Raw genomic sequence first — 20,665 nt, forward strand, 5'->3', positions numbered from 1 at the left:
GTTCTTTCTGGCCCTGAGCGTGGAGTCGGGCATCATCCCCATCCGGGATGTGATCTTCGAGCACCGGATGTACCTGCCCCTGGCGGGCTATTGCCTCATTCTGGCCGGGGTCTTCTATCATTTCAAGGACAGGATCAAGCCGGGGATGTCTGTCATCATCTGGGCGGCCCTGATCATCGGCCTGGGGGCCTCGGCCTATGCCCGCAACCAGGTCTGGCGGGACGATCTGCTGTTGTGGCACGACACCGTCACCAAATCGCCCGACAAGGCCCGGCCGCACCTCAATCGGGGCAATGCCTTTATGAAGCTGGGCCGGTATGACCGGGCTTTGGCGGACTACCAGAGAGCGATCGAATCAGACTCCGCCTATGCCCAGGCCTACTATAACCGGGGTTTGATATATGCTGTCGGCCGGAAATATGATCCTGCCAGGCGTGATTTTGTAAAAGCCATCCGACTGAAACCGGAATATATATCAGCCCTCATCAATCTGGGCAATACCTACAACGACACCGGAGAATACCCCGCGGCGATAGAGTATTATAGCCAGGCCCTGAAAATAGACGCCAACGATGCCAACGCCTTGTGCAACCGCGGCCTGGCCTATTTTCGCATGGGAGATCGGACAAATGCCCTGAAGGATTACAACCGGTGCCTGGCAGCGGACAGCGATTTTATCAACGGCTATCTCAACCGGGGACTCCTGTTCCTGTCAGAGGATCACAATGCCCCGGCCCTAAGCGACCTGGACCGCTATATTTCCGTCAACCAGCATAACCCCCGGGTCTATTATTACCGCAGCCAGGCGCTTCTTAAATTGGGCGACACCGTTTCGGCCAGGGAGGATCTTAAGGTTTATAATTCATTATCAGGAAGCAAATAGGGGACGGATATGGAAACAGTGATACAGATCAAAGATCTTACCAAGGTGATCCAGCCGCACTTCTGGTCTAAGAAACAGATGATACTCCAGGGTCTGGACCTGGAGGTCCATTCCGGGGAGATCTTCGGATTTCTGGGGCCCAACGGGGCCGGCAAGACCACCACCATAAAATCGCTGATGGGTATCATCGGCCCCACCTCCGGGCAGATAAGGATCCTGGGGAGAGGCCCCCGGGATACAGCGGTCAAACAGCAGGTCGGCTATCTCCCGGAGACGCCGTATTTTTACGATCATCTTACCGGGCGGGAATTCCTGAACTTCTGCGGCCGTCTTTTTGCGATCCCCAAAAATGACCTCAGGGCAAAAACCAACCGACTGCTGGCCCTGGTCAAGATGGAGGAGGCGGCCGACCGCCAGCTGAGGAAGTACTCCAAAGGCATGCTGCAGCGGATCGGCCTGGCCCAGGCCCTGATCAACGACCCGAAACTGGTGGTGCTGGACGAACCGCTGACCGGCCTGGACCCGATGGGACGCAAGGAATTCAAGGACATCATTGCCGGGCTTAAGGAAAAAGGGACCACGGTGTTCTTCAGTTCCCATATCCTGCCCGATGCCGAGACCATCTGCGACCGGGTGGCCATCATCAATAAGGGGAAAGTGCTCAGGGTCGGCAGGCTGGACGAACTGCTGGATGCCAAGCTGAGATCGGTCGAACTGATCTGCCGCGGCCTGACGGCCGAAGGTCTGAATAAAATTAAAAAACCGGCAAGCACTTCAAATCAGAACGGCGATGAACATATTCTGACCTTTCCGGAGATGTCTCCCGCGAACAATGCGGTTCGGGAGGTCCTGGCTTCCGGGGGGCAGGTGGTCTCCCTGAACCCGCTCAAGGAAAGCCTGGAGGAATATTTTGCCAGGGAGGTAAGCAAAGATGCCTAAGATATTCGCCATCGCCAGGAATACCTTCACCGAGGGCATCCGGGCCAACACCCTTTATGTGATGATCGCCTACGGCCTGCTGATACTGCTGGGCCTGACCGCCCTGACCCCCCTGGCCCTGGGGGAGCAGGGGCGGATCCTCAAGGACCTGGGCCTGGCCGGCATAGAGGTGATGGGAATGATGGTGGCCATTATTGTCGGGACCACCCTGGTATACAAGGAGATCGAGAAACGCACCATCTATGTGCTGGTATCAAAACCCTTGTCCCGTTCCCAGTTCCTGGCCGGAAAATACCTGGGGATGGAGATGCTGTCCGCCGTGATGGTGGGCCTGATGACGGTCATTTTCTATGCCGGCCTGCTGATGATGCGGCAGGACAAACTGGCGGTATTCATGGTCCCGATATTTCTTATCTTCATCAAAATATCCATCATCAACGCCGTGGCCTTGTTCTTCTCCAGCCTGGCCTCGCCCATCCTGGGGGCGGTTTTCACCTTCTGCCTTTACCTGGCCGGGACCCTCAGCCGGGATATTTTGGAGCTGGCCCAGAGGCTGAGCATTCCCTCCGTCAGCCTGGCCGTGAAGGCGGTATATTACCTGCTGCCCAACCTGGGAAACCTGGATGTCAAGAACCGGATCATCTACGACCAGCAGATAATCTGGCCCCAGATATGGTGGGGGATAAGCTACAGCCTGGCCTACATACTTTCCGTCATGCTGATAACCGTAATGGCCTTTGAAAAAAAGGATTTCAAATGAGATCCCTGCCCAGGACATATCTTTCCCAGACCATATTATGGATGCTGCTGCTGGCATCGGGGCTTTTGGTATTCACCAGCCAGAACAGCCTTGACCGGATGAAGGCCGCCGATGGCCAGCAGGGGGAGCTGCTGTATTTCCCCTCGGCCCGCTTCACCAGGGCCGCCGCCTTCGGTTTCACCAACCTGGCGGCCGACGGGATCTGGCTGCAGATGATCCAGTATTACGGCCAGCATTCTCTGAGCGACCGGGAATACAAGTACCTGGGGCATATGTTCGATCTGCTGACCTACCTGGCGCCGCAATTCACAAAGGCCTACAACTTCGGGGCGCTGTTATTGGTAAGCGATGCCCGCGATCCGGCCGGAGCGTTAAAGTTATTGGATAAAGGGATATCTTTGAACCCGGAGGAATGGTCGATACCTTTTACCAAAGGGTTCATCAATTACATTTTTTTGGGCGATTACCGGGAGGCCGGCCGGTGGTTCACCATCTCCTCCCGCCTATCCGGCGCCCCGGAGATGGCCGGGCGTTTCGCCGCCTTCGCTATGAAAAAAGGCGGAGATATCAACACCTCCCGGGAACTGTGGATGGAGATCTACAACAAGAGCCGGAACCAGACCGAAAAAGAAATAGCCAAGATGTATATAGATGAGATCGACCGGCAGCTGATCATCGAGAAGCTCAACGGGGTCATCTCGGCCTACCATGCGCAAAAAGGCGAATGGCCGGGCGGGCTGCAGCAACTGGTGTCGGGCGGATATCTGAGGTATGTTCCCGCCGATCCCTTGGGAGGTAAATTCATATTGAACCGGGGGCGGGATAAGGTGATCGCCATAGGCGGCAGGAATAAGAAAAATAAGGTTGAATAGTTTTTAGTTATGTAATATCATTACCGGAATAAAACTTGATCAGGAAAGATCCAATCCGCAGATTACGCAGATGAACGCAGATAGATATAAAAGAAGGGATACTGATAAAAGGGATTTAGAGACCTATGCAATAATTGGTGCCGCAATGAATGTTCACAAAGAACTGGGGCAGGGGTTTTTAGAACCGGTTTATCAGGAAGCTTTGGCCATTGAAATGAAAAGGCTTGATATCCCTTTTCAACGTGAATGCACCATTCAGATATTTTACAAGGGCCAGAAAATGGATGCATTCTATCGTGCGGATTTCATTTGTTTTGGATCAATTATAACTGAAGTGAAGGCATTGTCAACTATGAGCGGCACCGAAGAAGCACAGGTAATAAATTATCTAAAAGCCACCGGCCTCAAGAAGTCTTTATTGCTAAATTTTGGCAAACCACGGCTAGATTATAAACGTCTTATCCTGACTAAATAGAATCTGTGCCACTCTGCGAACATCTGTGGATAAAACAAAGAGGTTACTTATGAACTGGAAGATATTCGGAGCGGCTTTCCTGACCCTGTTCCTGGCCGAGCTGGGCGACAAGACCCAACTGGCTGTCATCACCATGAGCGCCGAATCCAAAAGCTGGCTGTCGGTGTTCCTGGGCGGCAGCCTGGCATTGATATGCGTGACCCTGATCGGGGCGCTGTTCGGGCAGGCCATCATCAAGGTCATCCCGCAGAACATCCTGCATTACATCGCCGGGGGGCTGTTCATAGTGATGGGCATCCTGGCCATCCTGGGGAAATTATAAACCTTACCCACTAAAGTACACTAAATAACACGAAAATATATTTATTTTGGTTTTCGTGTATTTCGTGCCTGCGCGCTGAAGCGCTTTGGCGCGCAAGCGTGGGCAAAAAAAGTGGGGAAAATAATAACGGAGAGATATATGAAGTTTGCAGCCAAGATGGAGAAACTGAAGGTCGAGACCGCCTTCGAGATGATGGCCAAGGCCAAGAAACTGGAGGCCGAGGGCAAGAAGATCATCCACCTGGAGATCGGCGAGCCGGATTTTGACACCCCCAGGAACATCAAGGAGGCCGCCAAGAAGGCCCTGGATGCCGGCCAGACCCACTACGGGCCGTCGGCCGGCCTGCCCGAGCACCGTCAGGCCATCGCCCAGTATTACTCCCAGCAGATCGGTGTCCAATACGGGCCGGAGAACGTGGTGGTGACCCCGGGGGCCAAGCCCATCATGTCCTTCGCCATCACCGCCCTGCTGGAAGAGGGCGACGAGTGCCTGGTGCCGGATCCCGGCTTTCCCATCTACCAGTCCATGGTCAAGTTCAACGGCGGGGTGCCGGTGCCGCTGCCGCTGAGGGAATCCAACGATTTCCGGCTGGACGTCAATGAGCTTAAATCCAAGATCACCAAGAAGACCAAGCTGATCATCATCAACTCGCCCCACAACCCCACCGGCGGGATACTGACCCGGGACGACCTGAAGGCGGTGGCCGATATTGCGGTCAACAATAATATTCCGGTGCTGGCCGACGAGATCTACGACCGGATGATCTACGAAGGCCAGTTCGAGAGCATCGCCCAGTTTCCGGGCATGAAGGACCTGACCATCATACTCAACGGCTATTCCAAGACCTACGCCATGACCGGCTGGCGGGTGGGCTACGGCCTGATGCCGGTGGAGCTGGTGGGGCACATGGCCCAGCTGATGACCAACATCAACTCCTGCACCGCCACCTTCAGCCAGATCGCCTGCATCGAGGCCCTCAAAGGCCCGCAGGACGAGGTAACCGCCATGATGACCGAGTTCAAGAAGCGCCGGGATTTCATCGTCGACCGCATCAACCGGATACCAAAACTGTCCTGCCGCAAGCCGGCCGGGGCCTTCTACATCTTCGTCAACATCAAGCAGACCGGGATGGACTCCCGCAAGTTCACCGACTTTCTGTTGAACGACTGCGGGATCTGCGCCCTGGCCGGGGCCAACTTCGGGGCCGAGGGCGAGGGCTACGTCCGCTTCTCCTACGCCAACACCATCGAGAACCTGGCCGAGGCGGCGGATAGGATAGAGAAGGCCCTGTCCAGGAAGTAAATAAACCATCTATTGGGAGGACGAAATGGACGAGTTGACAGCTGTTAAGCTGGCGATACGTATGGAGGAAAAGGCCGCCCTGTTCTACAGCGAAGCGGCCAGGCAGACCAACGATCCCCAGGCCAAAAAGATCCTGGGGAAATTTTCGGAGGACGAAGAGAAGCATGGGCAGTTCCTTCAGACCCTGGTGGATAGCTATTACATCAAGAACGGGAGTTTCGATCCTCCGGATCTGACGGCCACCGAGTATCCAGTCAACAAAGACGGCCCGATCTACGGCAAGAGCATGAAAGAACTTTCCAGCCATCCGGAACCCGTGGCGGCGGCAGTGGAAAAATTCGCCCTGGCCGAGGGGGAGGCCATAGCACTTTACCGCAAGCTCTCCGCCGAGAGCCAGGACAAGGCCCTGTCCGAGTTCTTCGCCAAGCTGGCCGACTGGGAGCAAAGGCACCTGGACCTGCTGCGGAAGCAGGGCGAGTCCTTCAGGGCCCAGCGGACCTGACCAAGCCAGCCGACCGGACAGAAAAAGCTTTGGCCGATTAATTTTTACCGCAAAGACACGAAGATCGCAAAGGGTTTCAAAGAAATACTTTACACTATGGATAAAAATTATCTTTCCTGGTTCAAGGCCCTCGACATCGCCCTGCAGGACCGCAGGGACTGCTTTCATCTGTTGTCCAGCAACGTCTATGAACCGCTGGACATGCTGGAGAATCACATCAAGCAGAACTGGGACGAGCTGCGGCGGCTGCAATCATACAACAACGACTGGGGGCACCCGGTGCTCAAACAGCTGATAGCAGCCCGCTACGGGGTCAAGCCCGCCAATATCCTGCTGACCAACGGCTGCACCAACGCCACCTATCTGGCCATAATCTCCCAGGTCAAGCCCGGCGACACCGTCATCTGCGAGACCCCGGCCTACCAGCCGATGTGGCAGACTGCCGAGCTGTTGGGCGCAAAGGTCAAATGGCTGAAGCGCCGGCCTCCGCACTACGGGGTGGATCCCGATGAACTGGCCGGCCTGATCGATAAAAAGACCAGTTTGGTAGTCCTGACCAACCTGCACAACCCCAGCGGGGCGCATCTATGCAAAAAGGAACTGGCGAAGATAGCCCGGGCGGTGAGACGGAAGAACAGAAAGACCCGGATCCTGATGGACGAGGTCTTCCGCGACTTCGTGCCTGACCAGCCGGCCTGCACCATTGATCAGGTCTACCTCTCCACCGGCAGCCTGTCCAAGGTCTACGGGCTGAGCCACCTGGAATGCGGCTGGATCCTGGCCGATAAGAAGACCATCGATCGCATCTCTCCGTACTTCGTGCTGTCCGATGGCAACGGCTCGCGCTATCTGGAGTCCATGTCGGCGGTGGTGTTTGAATATCTCGACACATACTTATCCCGGTCTCAGGACATCGTGGCCCGCAACCGGAAGGAGCTGGTCAAGGCGGCCGGACCGCTGATAAAAGAAGGCCTGATATCAAACGACATTCCGGAACAGGGCTGCATATGGTTCCCAAAAATTGCCGGTTACAGGAATGCCGGCAAACTGACAGACCTGCTGGCCAGGAGATACCAGGTCTATGTGGTGCCGGGAAAATTCTTCGGCGACGCCGGCAGGATCAGGATCGGCTTTGGGGGTGAGGCCGCCTTGGTCTCCCGGAGCCTGAAAAAATTCACCGACGCCTTGCGGTTGGAAGATAAATCAGTGAGATGAGGTGAAACATGCCAAAGACCAAGGGAACCGGGATCGTCTGGCTGCGCGAACTGATCGAGTACCAGGGGGCGGAGGCCGAACAGCAGGTGGCCAAAGCCCTTTCACCGGAGGATTACAAGAACTACCGGGCCGCCATGCCCATTAACTGGATCTCCGAGGAATCGGCCACCAACATCTACCGGGCGGCGGGCAACATCCTTTTTGCCGAGAAGGCAAATGTACTGGAGGAAGTGGGCCGGGGGATGGCCAAGAACAACATGACAGGGATCTACAGCATCTTCCTGAAACTCGTCACCATTCCCTTCATGCTCAAGCAGGCCTCCCGGCTGTGGAAGACCTACCACGACTCCGGGAAGGCCTCGGTGGAGGAGGCCCAGGGCCAGAACCGGATCACCTTCAAGGTGTCCGACTTTTCCGAACTGCCCAAGGAGATGAGGCAGGTTTTGAGGGGCTATATCCTGGGGCTGTCGGAGCTGGTCAAGGCCCAGAACACCAGGGTGGAGCTTGATGAATCGGATCCCGGTGAATGGCGGTGGGTGATCACCTGGCAATAAAGGTATTTCCAACCGTATAAAATATATTGATAATTGGCCGCAAGTTTGATATCATTACGTTCAGTTGTTAGAACTTAGTTGCTGGATAGCAGTATTTCTTGGCGTGGGGCTGTAGCTCAGTTTGGTAGAGCGGCGCGTTCGCATCGCGTAGGTAGAGGGTTCGAATCCCTTCAGCTCCACCATGTTTAAAAGAGAACCCGGGGCTAACGTAGTTAGCAGGGTTCTCCGCCGGCAGCATATATACTCCAAAGGCAGACAATAGTCCGCCGCAGGAGGGCAGTAATGCTATGGGGTTGGGCGACGGCGGATGCGCCGCAGGCGCAGAATCCCTTCAGCTCCACCAGACTACGCCGTAAAAGCATAAATATTATGCAGGCTTCGTCTGGCGGGCCAGACCTCTCTCTCGATCACTCTCCGCATCGGGGAGGGAAGGGCGGGGTCGGATCAAAGGGATGCAAACTGATAAGGGGTTATATCGGCCTGCATTCGTTGCGATCAGTTTACATTAACAATATATATTTAAGGAGATGGAAATGGCAAAGAGGGTCTACAACTTTTCGGCCGGTCCGGGAATGCTGCCCGAGGCGGTGCTGAAGAAAGCCGCCGAGGAAATGCTGGACTACCAGGGCTCGGGAATGTCGGTAATGGAAATGAGCCATCGCTCCAAGGTCTACCAGTCCATAATCGACGGCGCCGAGAAGGCGATACGAGATCTGATGAACATTCCGGCCAATTACAAGGTGCTGTTCCTGCAGGGCGGGGCCTCCACCCAGTTCGCCATGATCCCCCTGAACCTGCTGAAGAAATCCAACAAGGCCGACTATGTCAACACCGGGGAATGGGCCAGCAAGGCCATCGCCGAGGCCAAGCGCTACGGCGACATCAAGGTGGTGGCCAGCTCCGAGCCGGAGGTGTTCAACCACCTGCCGGAACTCGATCCCAAGGAGTTCCGCCCCGACGCCGACTATTTCCATATGACCACCAACAACACCATCTTCGGAACCTCCTGGAAGAAATACCCCGACACCAAGGGCGTCCCGCTGGTGGTGGACATGTCCTCGGACATCCTGTCAAAGGTGGTGGACATCAGCCAGTTCGCCCTGGTCTATGCCGGGGCCCAGAAGAACATGGGTCCGGCCGGGGTGACCGTGGTCATCATCCGGGACGACATGATCGACTTCTCCAAGCCCGAGACCCCCACCATGCTGAAGTACAAGACCCACGTGGACGGCGCCTCGATGTACAACACCCCGCCCTGCTTTGCGGTCTACATGGTCAAGCTGGTGTGCGAGCATGTGCTGGCCCTGGGCGGTGTGGCGGCCATGGAGAAGATCAACAATCAGAAAGCCGGCCTGCTTTATGAGGTTCTAGACAATTCCAAGCTTTTCAAGTGCCATGTCCAGAAGAAGGAGGACCGCTCCCTGATGAATATCCCCTTCCGGACCCCGTCCGAGGAATTGGACAAGAAGTTCCTGGCCGAGGCCGCCAAGGAGGGACTGACCACCCTCAGCGGGCACCGCAAGACCGGCGGGATGCGGGCCAGCATCTACAACGCCATGCCGCTGGAGGGGGTGGAGAAGCTGGTGGAGTTCATCAAGAAGTTTGAAAAGGCAAATTCCTAGTGATCTGATATTGGACGCTGATCAACGCTGATTCTATCCGATAACTAAGGCTGGAATCTGTTCATAAACCGCCCCGCAAAAGCGGGGCGGTTTATGATTGACTTTTAACGGCCCTTTTGCTAATATAAATCAAGTTTTTATCAAAAGGAAAATAATGTGAAGACAAAACTTAACATGGTGTATTGGAAAAGCAAGAAATTCTGGGTAGGCAAACTAATGGAGTATCCGGAGATCATGACCCAGGGTTTGACCCTGAAAGAGTTAGAAGCCAACATGCGGGATGCCTACCAGGTGATGGTTCTGGACGACATTCCGGCCGAGCATAAGGTGAAGGAACTTGCCCTTACGATATGAAACGGAAGGACCTTATAAGGGTGCTTCATAAAGCCGGTTGTGAACTACAACGGAGCGGCGGTAGGCATGATCTTTACCTGAACCCCTGAACGGGCAAGAAACAGCCCATTCCCCGGCATTCCGAGATTGATCAGAACCTGGCCAAACATATAATCAAAATATTATCATAAACATTCAGGAGGCAACCATGTCCAAGAAGGTATTATTGGCCACCGAAAAGCCCTTCGCCAAGGCGGCGGTGGAAGGTATCTCCAAGATATTCGCCCAGGCCGGCTACGAGCTGGTCAAGCTGGAAAAATACACCGACAAGGCCGACCTGCTCAAGGCCGCGGCCGACGTGGACGCCATGATCATCCGCTCGGACAAGGCCGATGCCGCGGTGATCGAGGCCGGCAAGAACCTGAAGGTCATCGTCCGGGCCGGGGCCGGCTACGACAACATCGATCTGGCGGCGGCCAGCGCCAAGGGGATCTGCGCCATGAACACCCCGGGGCAGAACTCCAACGCGGTGGCCGAACTGGCCCTGGGAATGATGGTCTTCCTGGCCCGCAACAAATTCACCGAGGGCAACGGCTCGGAGCTGAGGGGCAAAAAGCTGGGCATCCACGCCTATGGCAACGTGGGCAGGCTGGTGGCCGGCATCGCCAAGGGCTTTGGCATGGAGATCTGCGCCTTCGATCCCTTCGTGGAAAAGGCCAAGATGGAGGCCGAGGGGGTCAAGGTCTTTGATAAGATGGAGGACCTCTATTCCCAGTGCGATTATGTCTCCCTGCACATACCGGCCAACGACCAGACCAAAAAGTCCATCAATTATGATCTGCTGGCCAAGATGAAGAAGGGTGCGGCCCTGATCAACACCGCCCGCAAGGAAGTGATCGACGAGGAGGGCCTGAAGAAGGCCATGGCCGAGCGGGAGGACCTGAAATACGCCACCGACATCGCACCGGACTGCCACGCCGAGATCGCAGAGAAGCTGGGCAACCGCTATCACGCCACCAAGAAGAAGATGGGGGCCGAGACCTCGGAGGCCAACATCAACGCCGGGCTGGCGGCCGCCAACCAGATCGTCAAGTTTTTGGAGCAGGGCGATAGGACCTTCCAGGTGAACAAATAATCCACCCAACCCTCCCCCGAGGGGAGGGATTTGGGAAAGGTCAAGACAGGGCCAATCGGGTCCTGTCTTTTTTATTGCTTTTTGGGCGATAATTGTCTAATATATACCCTGATCATATAATAGGTAATCTTATCAAAGCAGGCGGATAATGGGCGGATTTTTCGGAAATATTTCAAAGGCCGATTGTGTCCGGGATCTTTTTTACGGCACGGATTACCATTCCCATCTGGGCACCAAAAGAGGAGGGATGGCGGTCCTCACTCCCGGGGGTTTTACCAGGAAAATCCACAACATAGAGGCCGATTATTTCAGGGCGAAATTCGAACCGGAACTGGGTAGATTCAGCGGCAACAGCGGCATCGGAATCATCAGCGATTTCGACGCCCAGCCGCTGATAATAAAATCACACCTGGGGGAATTCGGCATCGTCACGGTCGGGAAAATGAGCAATTTAACCGAGCTGGAAGACCGGGCCTTTAAAAGCCACCAGCATTTCTCCGAAACAGGCGGCAAGGGAACCAGCCCTACGGAGCTGGCGGCCATGCTGATATCCGAGGGAAAAACTTTTGAAGAAGGGCTGGTCAACCTGCAATCCCTGATCAAGGGTTCATGTTCGGTTCTGCTGCTGACCGGCCAGGGCATCTATGCCGCCCGGGACAGATTGGGCAGGACCCCGGTCGTATTGGGCAGAAAGGACGGGGCCTGGGCCGCGGCTTCGGAATCCAGCTCCTTTCATAATCTGGGATACAGCATCGAAAGGGACCTGGGCCCCGGGGAAATTGTTTTGATAACGGCAGACGGCTGTGCCCAAAAGGCGAAGCCGGGCGATAAAATGCAGATCTGCTCGTTCCTCTGGGTGTATTACGGCTACCCCAGCTCGAACTACCAGGGGATCAACGTTGAACAGTGCCGATACAAATGCGGCGCCTTTCTGGCCCGGGATGATGACGCAAAAATCGATTACGTTGCCGGCATCCCTGATTCCGGGGTGGGCTATGCCATAGGATATTCCAACGGGAAACAGATCCCCTATATGCGCCCCTTGGTAAAATACACCCCGACCTGGCCCAGGAGTTTTATGCCCCAGAACCAGGCCACCAGGAACCTGGTGGCCAAGATGAAGCTGATCCCCAATCAGCAGATCATCAGGGATAAAAGCATTGCCTTCTGCGAGGACTCCATAGTCAGGGGGACCCAGCTGCAGGACAACGTTCAGGTTATTTATGATTTCGGGGCCCGGGAAGTGCATATGAGAGTGGCCTGCCCGACCTTGCTTTTCTCGTGCGATTTCCTGAATTTCTCCACATCCCATTCCATCCTGGATCTGGCCGGCAGAAGGGCGATTAAGGAACTGGAGGGGGCCGATGACAAACACCTCGCTGAATATGCATTGAATGGCTCGGAAAGAAATGCCGCCATGACGGAGAAAATACGGCAGCGTTTAAAGCTGAGCACCCTGAAATACCAGAGGATGGATGACCTGGTCAACGCCATCGGGCTTCCCAAAGAGGACCTTTGCACCCACTGCTGGGATAATAGCAGCTATTCTTGATTGCGCTGCATGCCCGCTTCATTTGCACCGATAATCTACCATGGCCTAAACCCAGACCCTTCCCGATGCGGGAAGGGTCTTTTTATAGGTTGAAATTTGGGCGAAAATGTAATAGAATTAACCTTCATTTGATCAAACAATAGTTTAAAATATAAACATCAGGAGCACACATGGCAATCGTTCTACCGTTCAAGGCGGTCCGCCCCAAAAAGGAGTTCGCCAGGGACATCGCCGCGCCGCCCTACGACGTGGTCAACAGCGATGAGGCCCGGGAGCTGGCCCAGGGCAACGACAAGAGCTACCTCCACATCAGCCGCCCGGAGATAGATCTGGACCCCAGGACCGACGAGCATGCCGACCAGGTCTACGGCCAGGGGAAGATCAATTTTGAAAAATTCAAGACCAACGGCTGGCTGTTCCAGGAGCAAAAGCCCTGCTTCTACATCTACAAGCAGATCATGGGCGGCCACCAGCAGATCGGCCTGGTGGCGGTGGCCTCGGCCGAAGACTATGATAAGGATGTGATCAAGAAGCACGAGCACACCCGGCCGGACAAGGAGGATGACCGCACCCGGCACATCGGCACCATCAATGCCAACACCGAGCCGGTGTTCTTCACCTATCCGGCGGTGCCGACCATAGACTCAATGATCAATGACTGGATCAAGCAGACCCCGGAATACGATTTCACCTCGGACGACGGAGTCAAGCACACCCTGTGGGTCTGCGATGACGACCAGGTCATCGAGGCCCTGAGATCCGAATTTGCCAAGATGAAATACATGTACGTGGCCGACGGCCACCATCGCAGCGCCGCCGCCTGGCGGTTGTGGAAGGAGCGTAAGGCCAAGAATCCCAAGCACACAGGGAACGAGGAGTACAACTTCTTTTTGACAGTGATCTTCCCCGACAACCAGATGAACATCATGGCCTACAACCGGGTGGTCAAGGACCTGAACGGCAATTCCAAGGACGAGTTCCTTGAGAAGCTCGGCCGGAAGTTCACCGTAAGCGAGAAGGCCCCGGATGTGCCGGGAGCCAATTTGAAATTTTCCATGTACCTGGACGGCAAGTGGCATCTGCTGGCCGCCAAGGACGGCAGCTATGATGACAAGGATCCGGTAAAACGGCTGGATGCCTCGATCCTTCAGGACAATTTGCTTCATCCTGTCCTGGGCATAGATAATCCCCGCACCGACCAGCGGATCAACTTCGTGGGCGGGATCCGGGGGACCAGGGAGCTGGTCAAATTAGTGGATTCCGGCAAATATGCGGTGGCCTTCTCCCTGCACCCGGTGAACATCAGACAGCTGATCAGTGTGGCCGATTCCGGTCAGGTGATGCCGCCCAAGAGCACCTGGTTCGAGCCGAAGCTGAGAAGCGGGCTGTTTGTGCATCAGTACGATTGACCTTTGCCAATCAACTAAAAGTTCCGATATAAAATTCGGAACTTTGTTGTTTTTATCTTAAAATATAGGCCGGTTTATGGTATAATAAATTTCAAAATTTAATATACCCGCCGGAACACAAATCCCCCGAGCCTATTTTTGTGCATTTAGTGGGGAATTTACTTAAGGATTTTTGAATATGTGCGGAGTTTGCGGGGTCTATAATTTCGACAAGGCTTCCGAGATGCTGTACCTGGGAATTTTTGCCCTGCAGCACCGGGGGCAGGACAACGCCGGGATGGCGGTCTGGGACGGCCGGGAGGTGAGGATCCACAAGGACAAGGGGCTGGTGTTCGACATCTTCAAGCCCGAGGTGCTGGCCGCCCTGCCGGGCCGGGTGGCCATCGGCCATACCCGGTACCCCACCGCCGGGGACAGCTCCCTGGTCAACGCCCAGCCCCATCATGCCGACACCAGGGACGGCCGGATGGTGATCGTCTCCAACGGCGACGTCACCAACATGCTGGAGCAGACCCGCTACCTTAAATCCCAGGGATTCACCCCCTATGGCTCCAACGATGCCGAGGTGATCGTGGCCTCGATCGCCTGCTATTACGAACAGAGCGGGGATGTCGCCCGGGCCATAGAGATGATGATGGACAATGTCCAGGGCAGCTATTCGGCCATTTTACTGTTCCGGGGTGATATGTACGTCTTCCGGGACCCCCTGGGCATCCGGCCGCTTTCCCTGGGGAAATCAGGCGAAGGAATGGTATTCGCCTCGGAGAGCTGCGCCATCGAGACCATGGGGGGCAGCTACCAGCGGGACATCGAGCCGGGAGAGCTGTTCATCGTCAAACCCGGCGGCACCGAGAGCCGGAGGCTTAAAAAGATGCCCAGCTACAAACACTGCGTGTTCGAGCACATATATTTTTCCCGCCCGGACAGCGTGGTCTACGGCGAGAGCGTGGCCCAGAAACGGTTCATGTTCGGCCAGAAACTGGCCCAGGAGAGCCGGGTGCTGTCGGAATTCGTGATGCCGGTGCCGGACTCCTCCAATAATGCCGCCCTGGGCTATGCCGACCAGGCGGGGATCCCCTTCAAGCTGGCCCTGATCCGCAGCCATTACATCGGCCGGACCTTCATCGGCTCCTCCCAGGCCATCCGGGATTTCGCCGTCAAGCTCAAGTTCAACCCGGTCAAGAGCCTGATCCGGGGCAAGAAGGTGGGGGTGGTGGATGATTCCATCGTCCGGGGCACCACCTCCAGGAAACTGATGAAGTTCATCCGGGAGGCCGGGGCGGAGGAGATCCACTTCCGGATAGCCTCGCCGCCCATAAAACATCCCTGCTTTTACGGGGTGGATACCCCCCGAAGGCACGAATTGATAGCCTCATCCCAGTCGGAGGAGCAGATAAAAGAGTTCGTGGGGGCGGATACCCTTTGTTACCTGTCCCTGGAGGGCCTGAAATCATGCCTGAAGGAGCCGGAGAACTACTGTTATGCCTGCTTGGACGGCCGTTATCCCATCGACCCGCCGCCCGACAAATAGTATTTTATATTTCAGGCCGGACCATAGGGTTAAAAAATAAATTTATTATAAAAAAATCTTGACTTTGGCCCCCAATTATGAGAACATTTTCAAAAAGAAGGAGTAAAAGTATGCTCAATCTCAGGAAGCTTGTTTTGTTACTGATTGTGGCCCTGATCCTGCCTGCTACAACATATGCCGGCGGCAAGTGGTATAACTACTACGAGGACGGTCAGAAATACATGAAGCTGGGCAGCTGGGACCGTGCCATTGACGAGTTCCGCAGCGCCGCTTCTTTGGAATTCAAAGATAAACCCCAGTTCCGGATGTACGGGATGCATTTCATGGACTATTTCCCCCACCGGGAGATGGGTATCTGTTATTACAACCTGGGCGACGCGGCCAATGCCAAGAAATCCCTGGAGCTATCCATGGCCTTTTCCCCCTCCAAACGGGCCCGGGAATATCTGGACAAGCTCTCCAGAGGGGATGCCCCGTCGGCCGCCTCGCTTACCCCCTACGTCGACCGGGATGAGGAAAAGCGCCTGGCCCGGGAGAGGGAGCAGATAGAGCGGGAGAAGAAACGGCTGGCCGAGCAGGCCGCCGCCCTGGAACGGCAGAAGAAGGAGGCCGATGAGTCCACCTCCAAGAAGGTGGCCATGGAAGAAAAGCGGATCGCCGCGGAAAGGGAGCGCCTGGCCCGGCTGGAGGCCGAGAAGACCGCCAGCAGATCCAGCGATGCCGGCACCCTGCCGGTGGGGGCCCTGACCTACGACCCCACCCGGGTCACCCAGGTGGGATCCCGGCTCTCCATAGCGGTTCTGCCCTTCGAGAACAAGGGGGGGGATGCCACCATCTCCAGCACCGTCCAGGACAAGATGATCACCTCGCTGTACAGCCTGAAAAGATTCAAGATCATAGAGCGGTCCCAGATCGACAAGGTGATGAACGAGCAGAAGCTGGGCATGACCGGGGCCATAGACCCCGACCGGGCGGTCAAGGTGGGCAAGATGATCGGGGTGGACGCCATTCTGATCGGCTCCATCTCCTCCACCGCAACCGGGGTGGGCATGGATGCCCGGCTGATAGACACCGAATCCGGGGTGATCATCACCGCCAAGGACGCTTACAGCCCCAAGAACTCCCTGCAGGACGTCAAGAACATGGCCACCGACATCTCCATTCAGGTCTACAACGACGTTCCGCTGGTGGAGGGTTATGTCATCAGGGCCGACGTGCCGACCATCGTGCTGGATGTGGGCTCGGCCAAGGGGATGCGCAAGGGCATGAAGATGGTGGTCTACAAGGAGGGCGACGCCATCACCCACCCGGTGACCGGGGAGGTCCTGGGGAAACAGGTCACCAAGATGGGCGAGCTGCTGCTGACCGAGGTCCAGGCCAAGATGTCAGATGCCCAGGTGGTGGAGAAGGAACCGGGCCAGACCTTTACCGTGGGCAACAAGGTGGTGGCCAAGTAGACCTCACCCCTTTGAAGGGTATTCTTCGACAGGATTTACATGATTTCCAAAACCGGGATCAAGGTGTACGTCTTCGTCAGGCTGGCACAATATGTCATTCCACACCATAGGCGCATTTCGGCTATATTGTCATTCCCGTGCAGACGGGAATCCAGTGTCTAAAAAATAATTTTAAATTTATAATTCGTAATTCATAATTAAGAAGGGAGGTGGGGTGCGTTCTTGTTAATGCCGATTAATTTGAAAACTTGGTAATTTAATTTTAATCAAATATTAATCTGGAGGAACTCACAATGCGCAAATTGGGTTTGGTTTTATTTGCATTCGGTTTTCTGTTTGCAAATGCCTACGCTTTGGATCTGAATATATCCGGAGCGGGCGCCCGAGCCAAGGGCATGGGCGGGGCCTTTATCGGCGTGGCCGATGACGCCACGGCCGTATCCTGGAACCCGGCCGGCCTGGCTCAATTGGACAAACCCGAAGCCTCGGCGGTGGGTTTATTCAATATGACCAAATTTACCAACACCTGGGATTATAACGACGGCACTGATCCAACTTGGAACTATAGTGGTGATGATGAAAATTCAGCCAAACATATCGCTCTGAATTTCTTCAGTCTGGTATTGCCCGTTAAGATGGCTGAGAGAAATTTGACCTTTGCAGTGGCCTATCAGCGGATGGTTGACTTCGGATCGGTGGAAAGCGACACTGGAACCAGTGCTTCGGGCCACTGGGAGCAGGAAGATAAGTTTACCGGAGGCATAGATGCCATAACTCCGGCCATTGCGATTCAGATCGTTCCCCAATTATCGGTCGGTTTGGCGGCTAATATCTTGGTCAACGGGGCTACCCTTACCCAGGATAGGGTATATGACAACAGCGCTTATTATTACAATTATGAGGAGTCGATGGACTTCTCCGGTTTCAGTATGAATGCCGGGGCTCTGGCTACTTTGAACAAAAATTTAAGCATCGGCGCTTCCTTCCGCTTTCCCTTTACCATGTCCCGGACCGGCAAATGGTCAGAGGAATGGTCATATATAAGCGGGTCCGGCACCGATGGGGAAAAATTGCTTGATCCCCAAAGAGAATGGACCATGCCAATGATGATCGGCACCGGCCTTGCCTTAAGACCCACCGAAAATCTGACTTTGGCCTTTGATTTTGAACATCGGGGATACAGCGGCACCGAATATACTTACTATTACGAAATTCTGGGCGTTGAGTATGATACCACTTACAATGCCGGCTGGATGAGCACTAATCAGTTCAGGGTCGGCTTGGAATATCTGTTCATAGGGCAAAACGCCATATTCCCGGTAAGGCTGGGCTTTAAAACCAATCCACAATTAGACCCCGAAGTTACTTGGAACCAGACCACCACCGGCTGGTCGGCTGACAGTGCGGCTGTTTCCGGCGCAGCTTTCACCGGTGGTTTCGGCATGAAGATGGGCAAGCTATGGTTCGACCTGGCATACGAAATGGGCATGACCACCACCACCTACGCGGAAAATTATCTGGACAACTCTGTTTACACCGAAGAAACCAAAGAAGTATCGCACAACATACTTGCTTCATGCATATTCCACTTCTAAAAAATAGTGCTGACTATTTAAAAACTTTTCTAATAAGGAGACAAAAATGTTCAAAAAGGTAGCTGCCACAGTAGTTCTAATAACTATGGCCATAGTCCCAGCCATTGCCCAGGACATCGATTTCAATATCATGGGGACCGGCGCCCGGGCCCGCGGCATGGGCGGGGCCTTCATCGGCGTGGCCGACGACGCCACGGCAGTGGGCTGGAACCCGGCCGGCCTGGCCCAGCTGGACAAGCCGGAGGCATCGATGGTGGGTCTGTTCAATATGAAGAAATTTTCCTATGAGTTTACTGTGGATGCTTACCCGGAATTAAATGACAGCTGGGACGAGACAGTAAGCCATATCGCCCCGGCCTTTGCCAGCTTTGTTTTGCCCACCAAAATGGCCGACAAAAACCTGGTTTTTGCCATAGCCTACCAGAGAATGATAGACATGGGCTATGTGAGAAAAGGCGATGATGAATATTGGGACGGCGTAAGCTGGGTTCCCTATGACTACGAGGAAAAGACCACCGGAGGCCTGGACGCCATCTCTCCGGCCCTGGCCCTGCAGGTGACCCCCCAGGTGATGGTCGGCATGGCCGGCAACATCCTGATCAACGGCTATAAGACCGAGTACAACGAGACCTATCCTGATTACCCATCCGATTCGTATGAATACACAATGGAATCCGATCTGTCCGGGTTCAATATGAATGCCGGTTTTCTGGGTACTTTCAATAAGGTGAACGTAGGCGCTATGTTCCGCTTACCATTTACCATGACCGAAAAATATTCAGAGGAAGAGAATTGGAGCTACGGCGGTGTCACCGGCAATTATTCTGAAACCTCCCCGGATATTGAGATCACGATGCCGTTCATGTTCGGTTTTGGCCTGGCCCTTAAGCCAACCGACAAGCTGACCTTTGCTGCAGATTTCGAGCGCCGTCCCTATTCCAGCAGTGAAGTGACCGTTGAAGGCGAAACCGACGAGATCGGGTACAAGGACTGCAACCAGTTCCGGGTGGGCTTGGAATATATCATGTCCGGCACCAATTCCGTTTTCCCTGTCCGGTTGGGCTTTAGAACCGATCCCCGGGTCTACACCGGCATGTACGGCGACGGGACAGATACCACCCAGGTGGTGGGCAAGGTTTTCACCGGCGGTTTCGGCCTGGTGATGGGTAAATTGATGCTGGACCTGGCCTACGAATTTACCATGGCCAATCATGTTGATGCCGAATTTGGCGGTTTTGCCATAAAGTCTGACGAAGCTTCCCACAACATCATGGCCTCGGCCATCATTCACTTCTAATATTTTCCCACGACGGCTTAAGAATTTTTAAAAGGAGACAGAAATGTTCAAGAAGGCAACCATAATCGCAGTAGCTCTTATAGCCCTGGCCGGGCTGTCCCTGGCCCAGGTGGAACAGCAGGTGCAGGGCGCCGGAATGGTGGATTGGACCACCCAGGCCGTCAAGTCCACCGGCATCGGGGCCATCAACCCCAAACTGCCACCCTCGGCCCAGCGCAAGAACGCCCTGCGGGCCGCCCAGCTGGACGCCATGCGCAACATGATGGAGACCCTCAACGGCGTGCTGCTGACCTCCGAGACCACGGTGGAGAACGCCATGATGAGCTCGGACATCATCAAGACCCGGGTGGAGGGCATCGTCCGGAACTTCCGCTTCACCTCCAAGCCCCGCTACATGTCCGACGGCTCGGTGGAGATCGACATGGAGATGCTGCTCAACCAGAAGGTGGGCGACGCCCTGTATCCCGAGACCATGGGCGGCAAGACCCCCACCTTTGCCAACCTGCCTTCCGATTTCAACTCCCAGGAGCCGGAGACCTACACCGGGCTGATCATCGACGCCTCCGGGACCGACGCCGTTCCGGCCATGGTCCCCAACGTGCTGGATGAGGCCGGCGAGGGCATCTACGGCCAGGAGTTCGTTCCCCGCGAGGCGGCCGTCAAGAACGGCGTGGCCATCTATGCCAAGAGCGTGGAGGAGGCCCGCCGCAATGTTGAGAAGGTGGGCACCAACCCGCTGATCATCATGGCCGTCCGCTCCTCGGGCCTCAACAAGGCCGACCTGGTGATCTCCGACGGCGACGTGGAGAAGGCGGCCCTGATCGCCGACAACACCGATATCTATGACAACTGCAAGGTGATCATCGTAGTCAAGTAATTTCCGGATAACCAAATGATTATGGGGAGAAGG

Annotated in this window: 19 protein-coding genes, 1 tRNA gene and 1 pseudogene; all 21 read left to right on the plus strand. The window is 55.2% G+C overall.

Going from position 1 to position 20,665, the window contains the following annotated elements:
- The 21 genes and pseudogenes from A2273_05915 (at position 1) to A2273_06015 (ending at position 20,632) form a co-directional block, all read left to right on the plus strand.
- Positions 1 to 883, plus strand: a pseudogene (locus A2273_05915) (hypothetical protein).
- Positions 884 to 892: 9 nt separating this feature from the next.
- Positions 893 to 1,822: a hypothetical protein gene (locus A2273_05920; protein ID OGF08477.1), complete on the plus strand. Its 930-nt coding sequence runs from the start codon at positions 893 to 895 to the stop codon at positions 1,820 to 1,822.
- Positions 1,815 to 2,582: a hypothetical protein gene (locus A2273_05925; protein OGF08478.1), complete on the plus strand. Its 768-nt coding sequence runs from the start codon at positions 1,815 to 1,817 to the stop codon at positions 2,580 to 2,582. The genes A2273_05920 and A2273_05925 overlap by 8 nt, the downstream gene beginning before the upstream one ends.
- Positions 2,579 to 3,454, plus strand: a complete 876-nt coding sequence (locus tag A2273_05930; protein ID OGF08479.1) for a hypothetical protein — start codon at positions 2,579 to 2,581, stop codon at positions 3,452 to 3,454. The genes A2273_05925 and A2273_05930 overlap by 4 nt, the downstream gene beginning before the upstream one ends.
- A gap of 70 nt (positions 3,455 to 3,524) precedes the next feature.
- Positions 3,525 to 3,929 (plus strand): NADH:ubiquinone oxidoreductase, encoded by a 405-nt coding sequence (locus A2273_05935; protein OGF08480.1) that lies wholly within the window; start codon positions 3,525 to 3,527, stop codon positions 3,927 to 3,929.
- Positions 3,930 to 3,978: 49 nt separating this feature from the next.
- Positions 3,979 to 4,251, plus strand: a complete 273-nt coding sequence (locus A2273_05940) for a hypothetical protein (GenBank protein ID OGF08481.1) — start codon at positions 3,979 to 3,981, stop codon at positions 4,249 to 4,251.
- A gap of 138 nt (positions 4,252 to 4,389) precedes the next feature.
- Complete coding sequence (locus tag A2273_05945; GenBank protein ID OGF08482.1) at positions 4,390 to 5,553, plus strand: aspartate aminotransferase; 1,164 nt, start codon at positions 4,390 to 4,392, stop codon at positions 5,551 to 5,553.
- A gap of 61 nt (positions 5,554 to 5,614) precedes the next feature.
- Positions 5,615 to 6,055: a hypothetical protein gene (locus A2273_05950; protein OGF08483.1), complete on the plus strand. Its 441-nt coding sequence runs from the start codon at positions 5,615 to 5,617 to the stop codon at positions 6,053 to 6,055.
- 96 nt (positions 6,056 to 6,151) lie between these two features.
- Entirely contained in the window at positions 6,152 to 7,270 is a 1,119-nt protein-coding gene (locus A2273_05955; GenBank protein OGF08484.1) for a hypothetical protein, read from the plus strand.
- Between the two features lie 8 nt (positions 7,271 to 7,278).
- Positions 7,279 to 7,824, plus strand: a complete 546-nt coding sequence (locus A2273_05960) for a hypothetical protein (GenBank protein ID OGF08485.1) — start codon at positions 7,279 to 7,281, stop codon at positions 7,822 to 7,824.
- A 105-nt stretch (positions 7,825 to 7,929) separates the two neighbouring features.
- Positions 7,930 to 8,006 (plus strand) — tRNA-Ala (locus A2273_05965).
- A 351-nt stretch (positions 8,007 to 8,357) separates the two neighbouring features.
- Positions 8,358 to 9,446 (plus strand): phosphoserine transaminase, encoded by a 1,089-nt coding sequence (locus A2273_05970; GenBank protein ID OGF08486.1) that lies wholly within the window; start codon positions 8,358 to 8,360, stop codon positions 9,444 to 9,446.
- 174 nt (positions 9,447 to 9,620) lie between these two features.
- Positions 9,621 to 9,800, plus strand: a complete 180-nt coding sequence (locus tag A2273_05975; protein ID OGF08487.1) for a hypothetical protein — start codon at positions 9,621 to 9,623, stop codon at positions 9,798 to 9,800.
- A 187-nt stretch (positions 9,801 to 9,987) separates the two neighbouring features.
- Entirely contained in the window at positions 9,988 to 10,914 is a 927-nt protein-coding gene (locus tag A2273_05980; GenBank protein OGF08488.1) for a 3-phosphoglycerate dehydrogenase, read from the plus strand.
- A 148-nt stretch (positions 10,915 to 11,062) separates the two neighbouring features.
- On the plus strand, positions 11,063 to 12,466 hold the full coding sequence (locus A2273_05985) for an amidophosphoribosyltransferase (protein ID OGF08489.1): 1,404 nt from the start codon (positions 11,063 to 11,065) through the stop codon (positions 12,464 to 12,466).
- Between the two features lie 170 nt (positions 12,467 to 12,636).
- Positions 12,637 to 13,875: a hypothetical protein gene (locus A2273_05990; protein OGF08490.1), complete on the plus strand. Its 1,239-nt coding sequence runs from the start codon at positions 12,637 to 12,639 to the stop codon at positions 13,873 to 13,875.
- Positions 13,876 to 14,053: 178 nt separating this feature from the next.
- On the plus strand, positions 14,054 to 15,406 hold the full coding sequence (locus A2273_05995; GenBank protein OGF08491.1) for an amidophosphoribosyltransferase: 1,353 nt from the start codon (positions 14,054 to 14,056) through the stop codon (positions 15,404 to 15,406).
- 110 nt (positions 15,407 to 15,516) lie between these two features.
- Positions 15,517 to 16,863, plus strand: a complete 1,347-nt coding sequence (locus A2273_06000; GenBank protein ID OGF08492.1) for a hypothetical protein — start codon at positions 15,517 to 15,519, stop codon at positions 16,861 to 16,863.
- A gap of 293 nt (positions 16,864 to 17,156) precedes the next feature.
- The gene (locus tag A2273_06005; protein OGF08493.1) at positions 17,157 to 18,458 is read left to right on the plus strand and encodes a hypothetical protein; all 1,302 of its coding nucleotides are present in this window, start codon (positions 17,157 to 17,159) and stop codon (positions 18,456 to 18,458) included.
- A gap of 46 nt (positions 18,459 to 18,504) precedes the next feature.
- Positions 18,505 to 19,755: a hypothetical protein gene (locus tag A2273_06010; protein ID OGF08494.1), complete on the plus strand. Its 1,251-nt coding sequence runs from the start codon at positions 18,505 to 18,507 to the stop codon at positions 19,753 to 19,755.
- A gap of 43 nt (positions 19,756 to 19,798) precedes the next feature.
- The gene (locus tag A2273_06015; protein ID OGF08495.1) at positions 19,799 to 20,632 is read left to right on the plus strand and encodes a hypothetical protein; all 834 of its coding nucleotides are present in this window, start codon (positions 19,799 to 19,801) and stop codon (positions 20,630 to 20,632) included.
- Positions 20,633 to 20,665 lie beyond the last annotated feature (33 nt).

It is taken from the genome of Candidatus Edwardsbacteria bacterium RifOxyA12_full_54_48 (genome assembly GCA_001777915.1).
GTDB lineage: Bacteria > Edwardsbacteria > AC1 > AC1 > EtOH8 > UBA2226.

What these genes read in the sequence shown, in the direction of transcription:
- A2273_05925 (OGF08478.1), top strand. Translation starts at nt 1,815, where the DNA reads ATGCCTAAGATATTCGCCATCGCCAGGAATACCTTCACCGAGGGCATC.
- A2273_06005 (OGF08493.1), top strand. Translation starts at nt 17,157, where the DNA reads ATGCGCAAATTGGGTTTGGTTTTATTTGCATTCGGTTTTCTGTTTGCA.
- A2273_05970 (OGF08486.1), top strand. Translation starts at nt 8,358, where the DNA reads ATGGCAAAGAGGGTCTACAACTTTTCGGCCGGTCCGGGAATGCTGCCC.
- A2273_05940 (OGF08481.1), top strand. Translation starts at nt 3,979, where the DNA reads ATGAACTGGAAGATATTCGGAGCGGCTTTCCTGACCCTGTTCCTGGCC.
- A2273_05935 (OGF08480.1), top strand. Translation starts at nt 3,525, where the DNA reads ATGAACGCAGATAGATATAAAAGAAGGGATACTGATAAAAGGGATTTA.
- A2273_05950 (OGF08483.1), top strand. Translation starts at nt 5,615, where the DNA reads ATGGAGGAAAAGGCCGCCCTGTTCTACAGCGAAGCGGCCAGGCAGACC.
- A2273_06015 (OGF08495.1), top strand. Translation starts at nt 19,799, where the DNA reads ATGTTCAAGAAGGCAACCATAATCGCAGTAGCTCTTATAGCCCTGGCC.
- A2273_06010 (OGF08494.1), top strand. Translation starts at nt 18,505, where the DNA reads ATGTTCAAAAAGGTAGCTGCCACAGTAGTTCTAATAACTATGGCCATA.
- A2273_05990 (OGF08490.1), top strand. Translation starts at nt 12,637, where the DNA reads ATGGCAATCGTTCTACCGTTCAAGGCGGTCCGCCCCAAAAAGGAGTTC.
- A2273_05975 (OGF08487.1), top strand. Translation starts at nt 9,621, where the DNA reads ATGGTGTATTGGAAAAGCAAGAAATTCTGGGTAGGCAAACTAATGGAG.
- A2273_05920 (OGF08477.1), top strand. Translation starts at nt 893, where the DNA reads ATGGAAACAGTGATACAGATCAAAGATCTTACCAAGGTGATCCAGCCG.
- A2273_05960 (OGF08485.1), top strand. Translation starts at nt 7,279, where the DNA reads ATGCCAAAGACCAAGGGAACCGGGATCGTCTGGCTGCGCGAACTGATC.
- A2273_05955 (OGF08484.1), top strand. Translation starts at nt 6,152, where the DNA reads ATGGATAAAAATTATCTTTCCTGGTTCAAGGCCCTCGACATCGCCCTG.
- A2273_05945 (OGF08482.1), top strand. Translation starts at nt 4,390, where the DNA reads ATGAAGTTTGCAGCCAAGATGGAGAAACTGAAGGTCGAGACCGCCTTC.
- A2273_06000 (OGF08492.1), top strand. Translation starts at nt 15,517, where the DNA reads ATGCTCAATCTCAGGAAGCTTGTTTTGTTACTGATTGTGGCCCTGATC.
- A2273_05985 (OGF08489.1), top strand. Translation starts at nt 11,063, where the DNA reads ATGGGCGGATTTTTCGGAAATATTTCAAAGGCCGATTGTGTCCGGGAT.
- A2273_05980 (OGF08488.1), top strand. Translation starts at nt 9,988, where the DNA reads ATGTCCAAGAAGGTATTATTGGCCACCGAAAAGCCCTTCGCCAAGGCG.
- A2273_05995 (OGF08491.1), top strand. Translation starts at nt 14,054, where the DNA reads ATGTGCGGAGTTTGCGGGGTCTATAATTTCGACAAGGCTTCCGAGATG.
- A2273_05930 (OGF08479.1), top strand. Translation starts at nt 2,579, where the DNA reads ATGAGATCCCTGCCCAGGACATATCTTTCCCAGACCATATTATGGATG.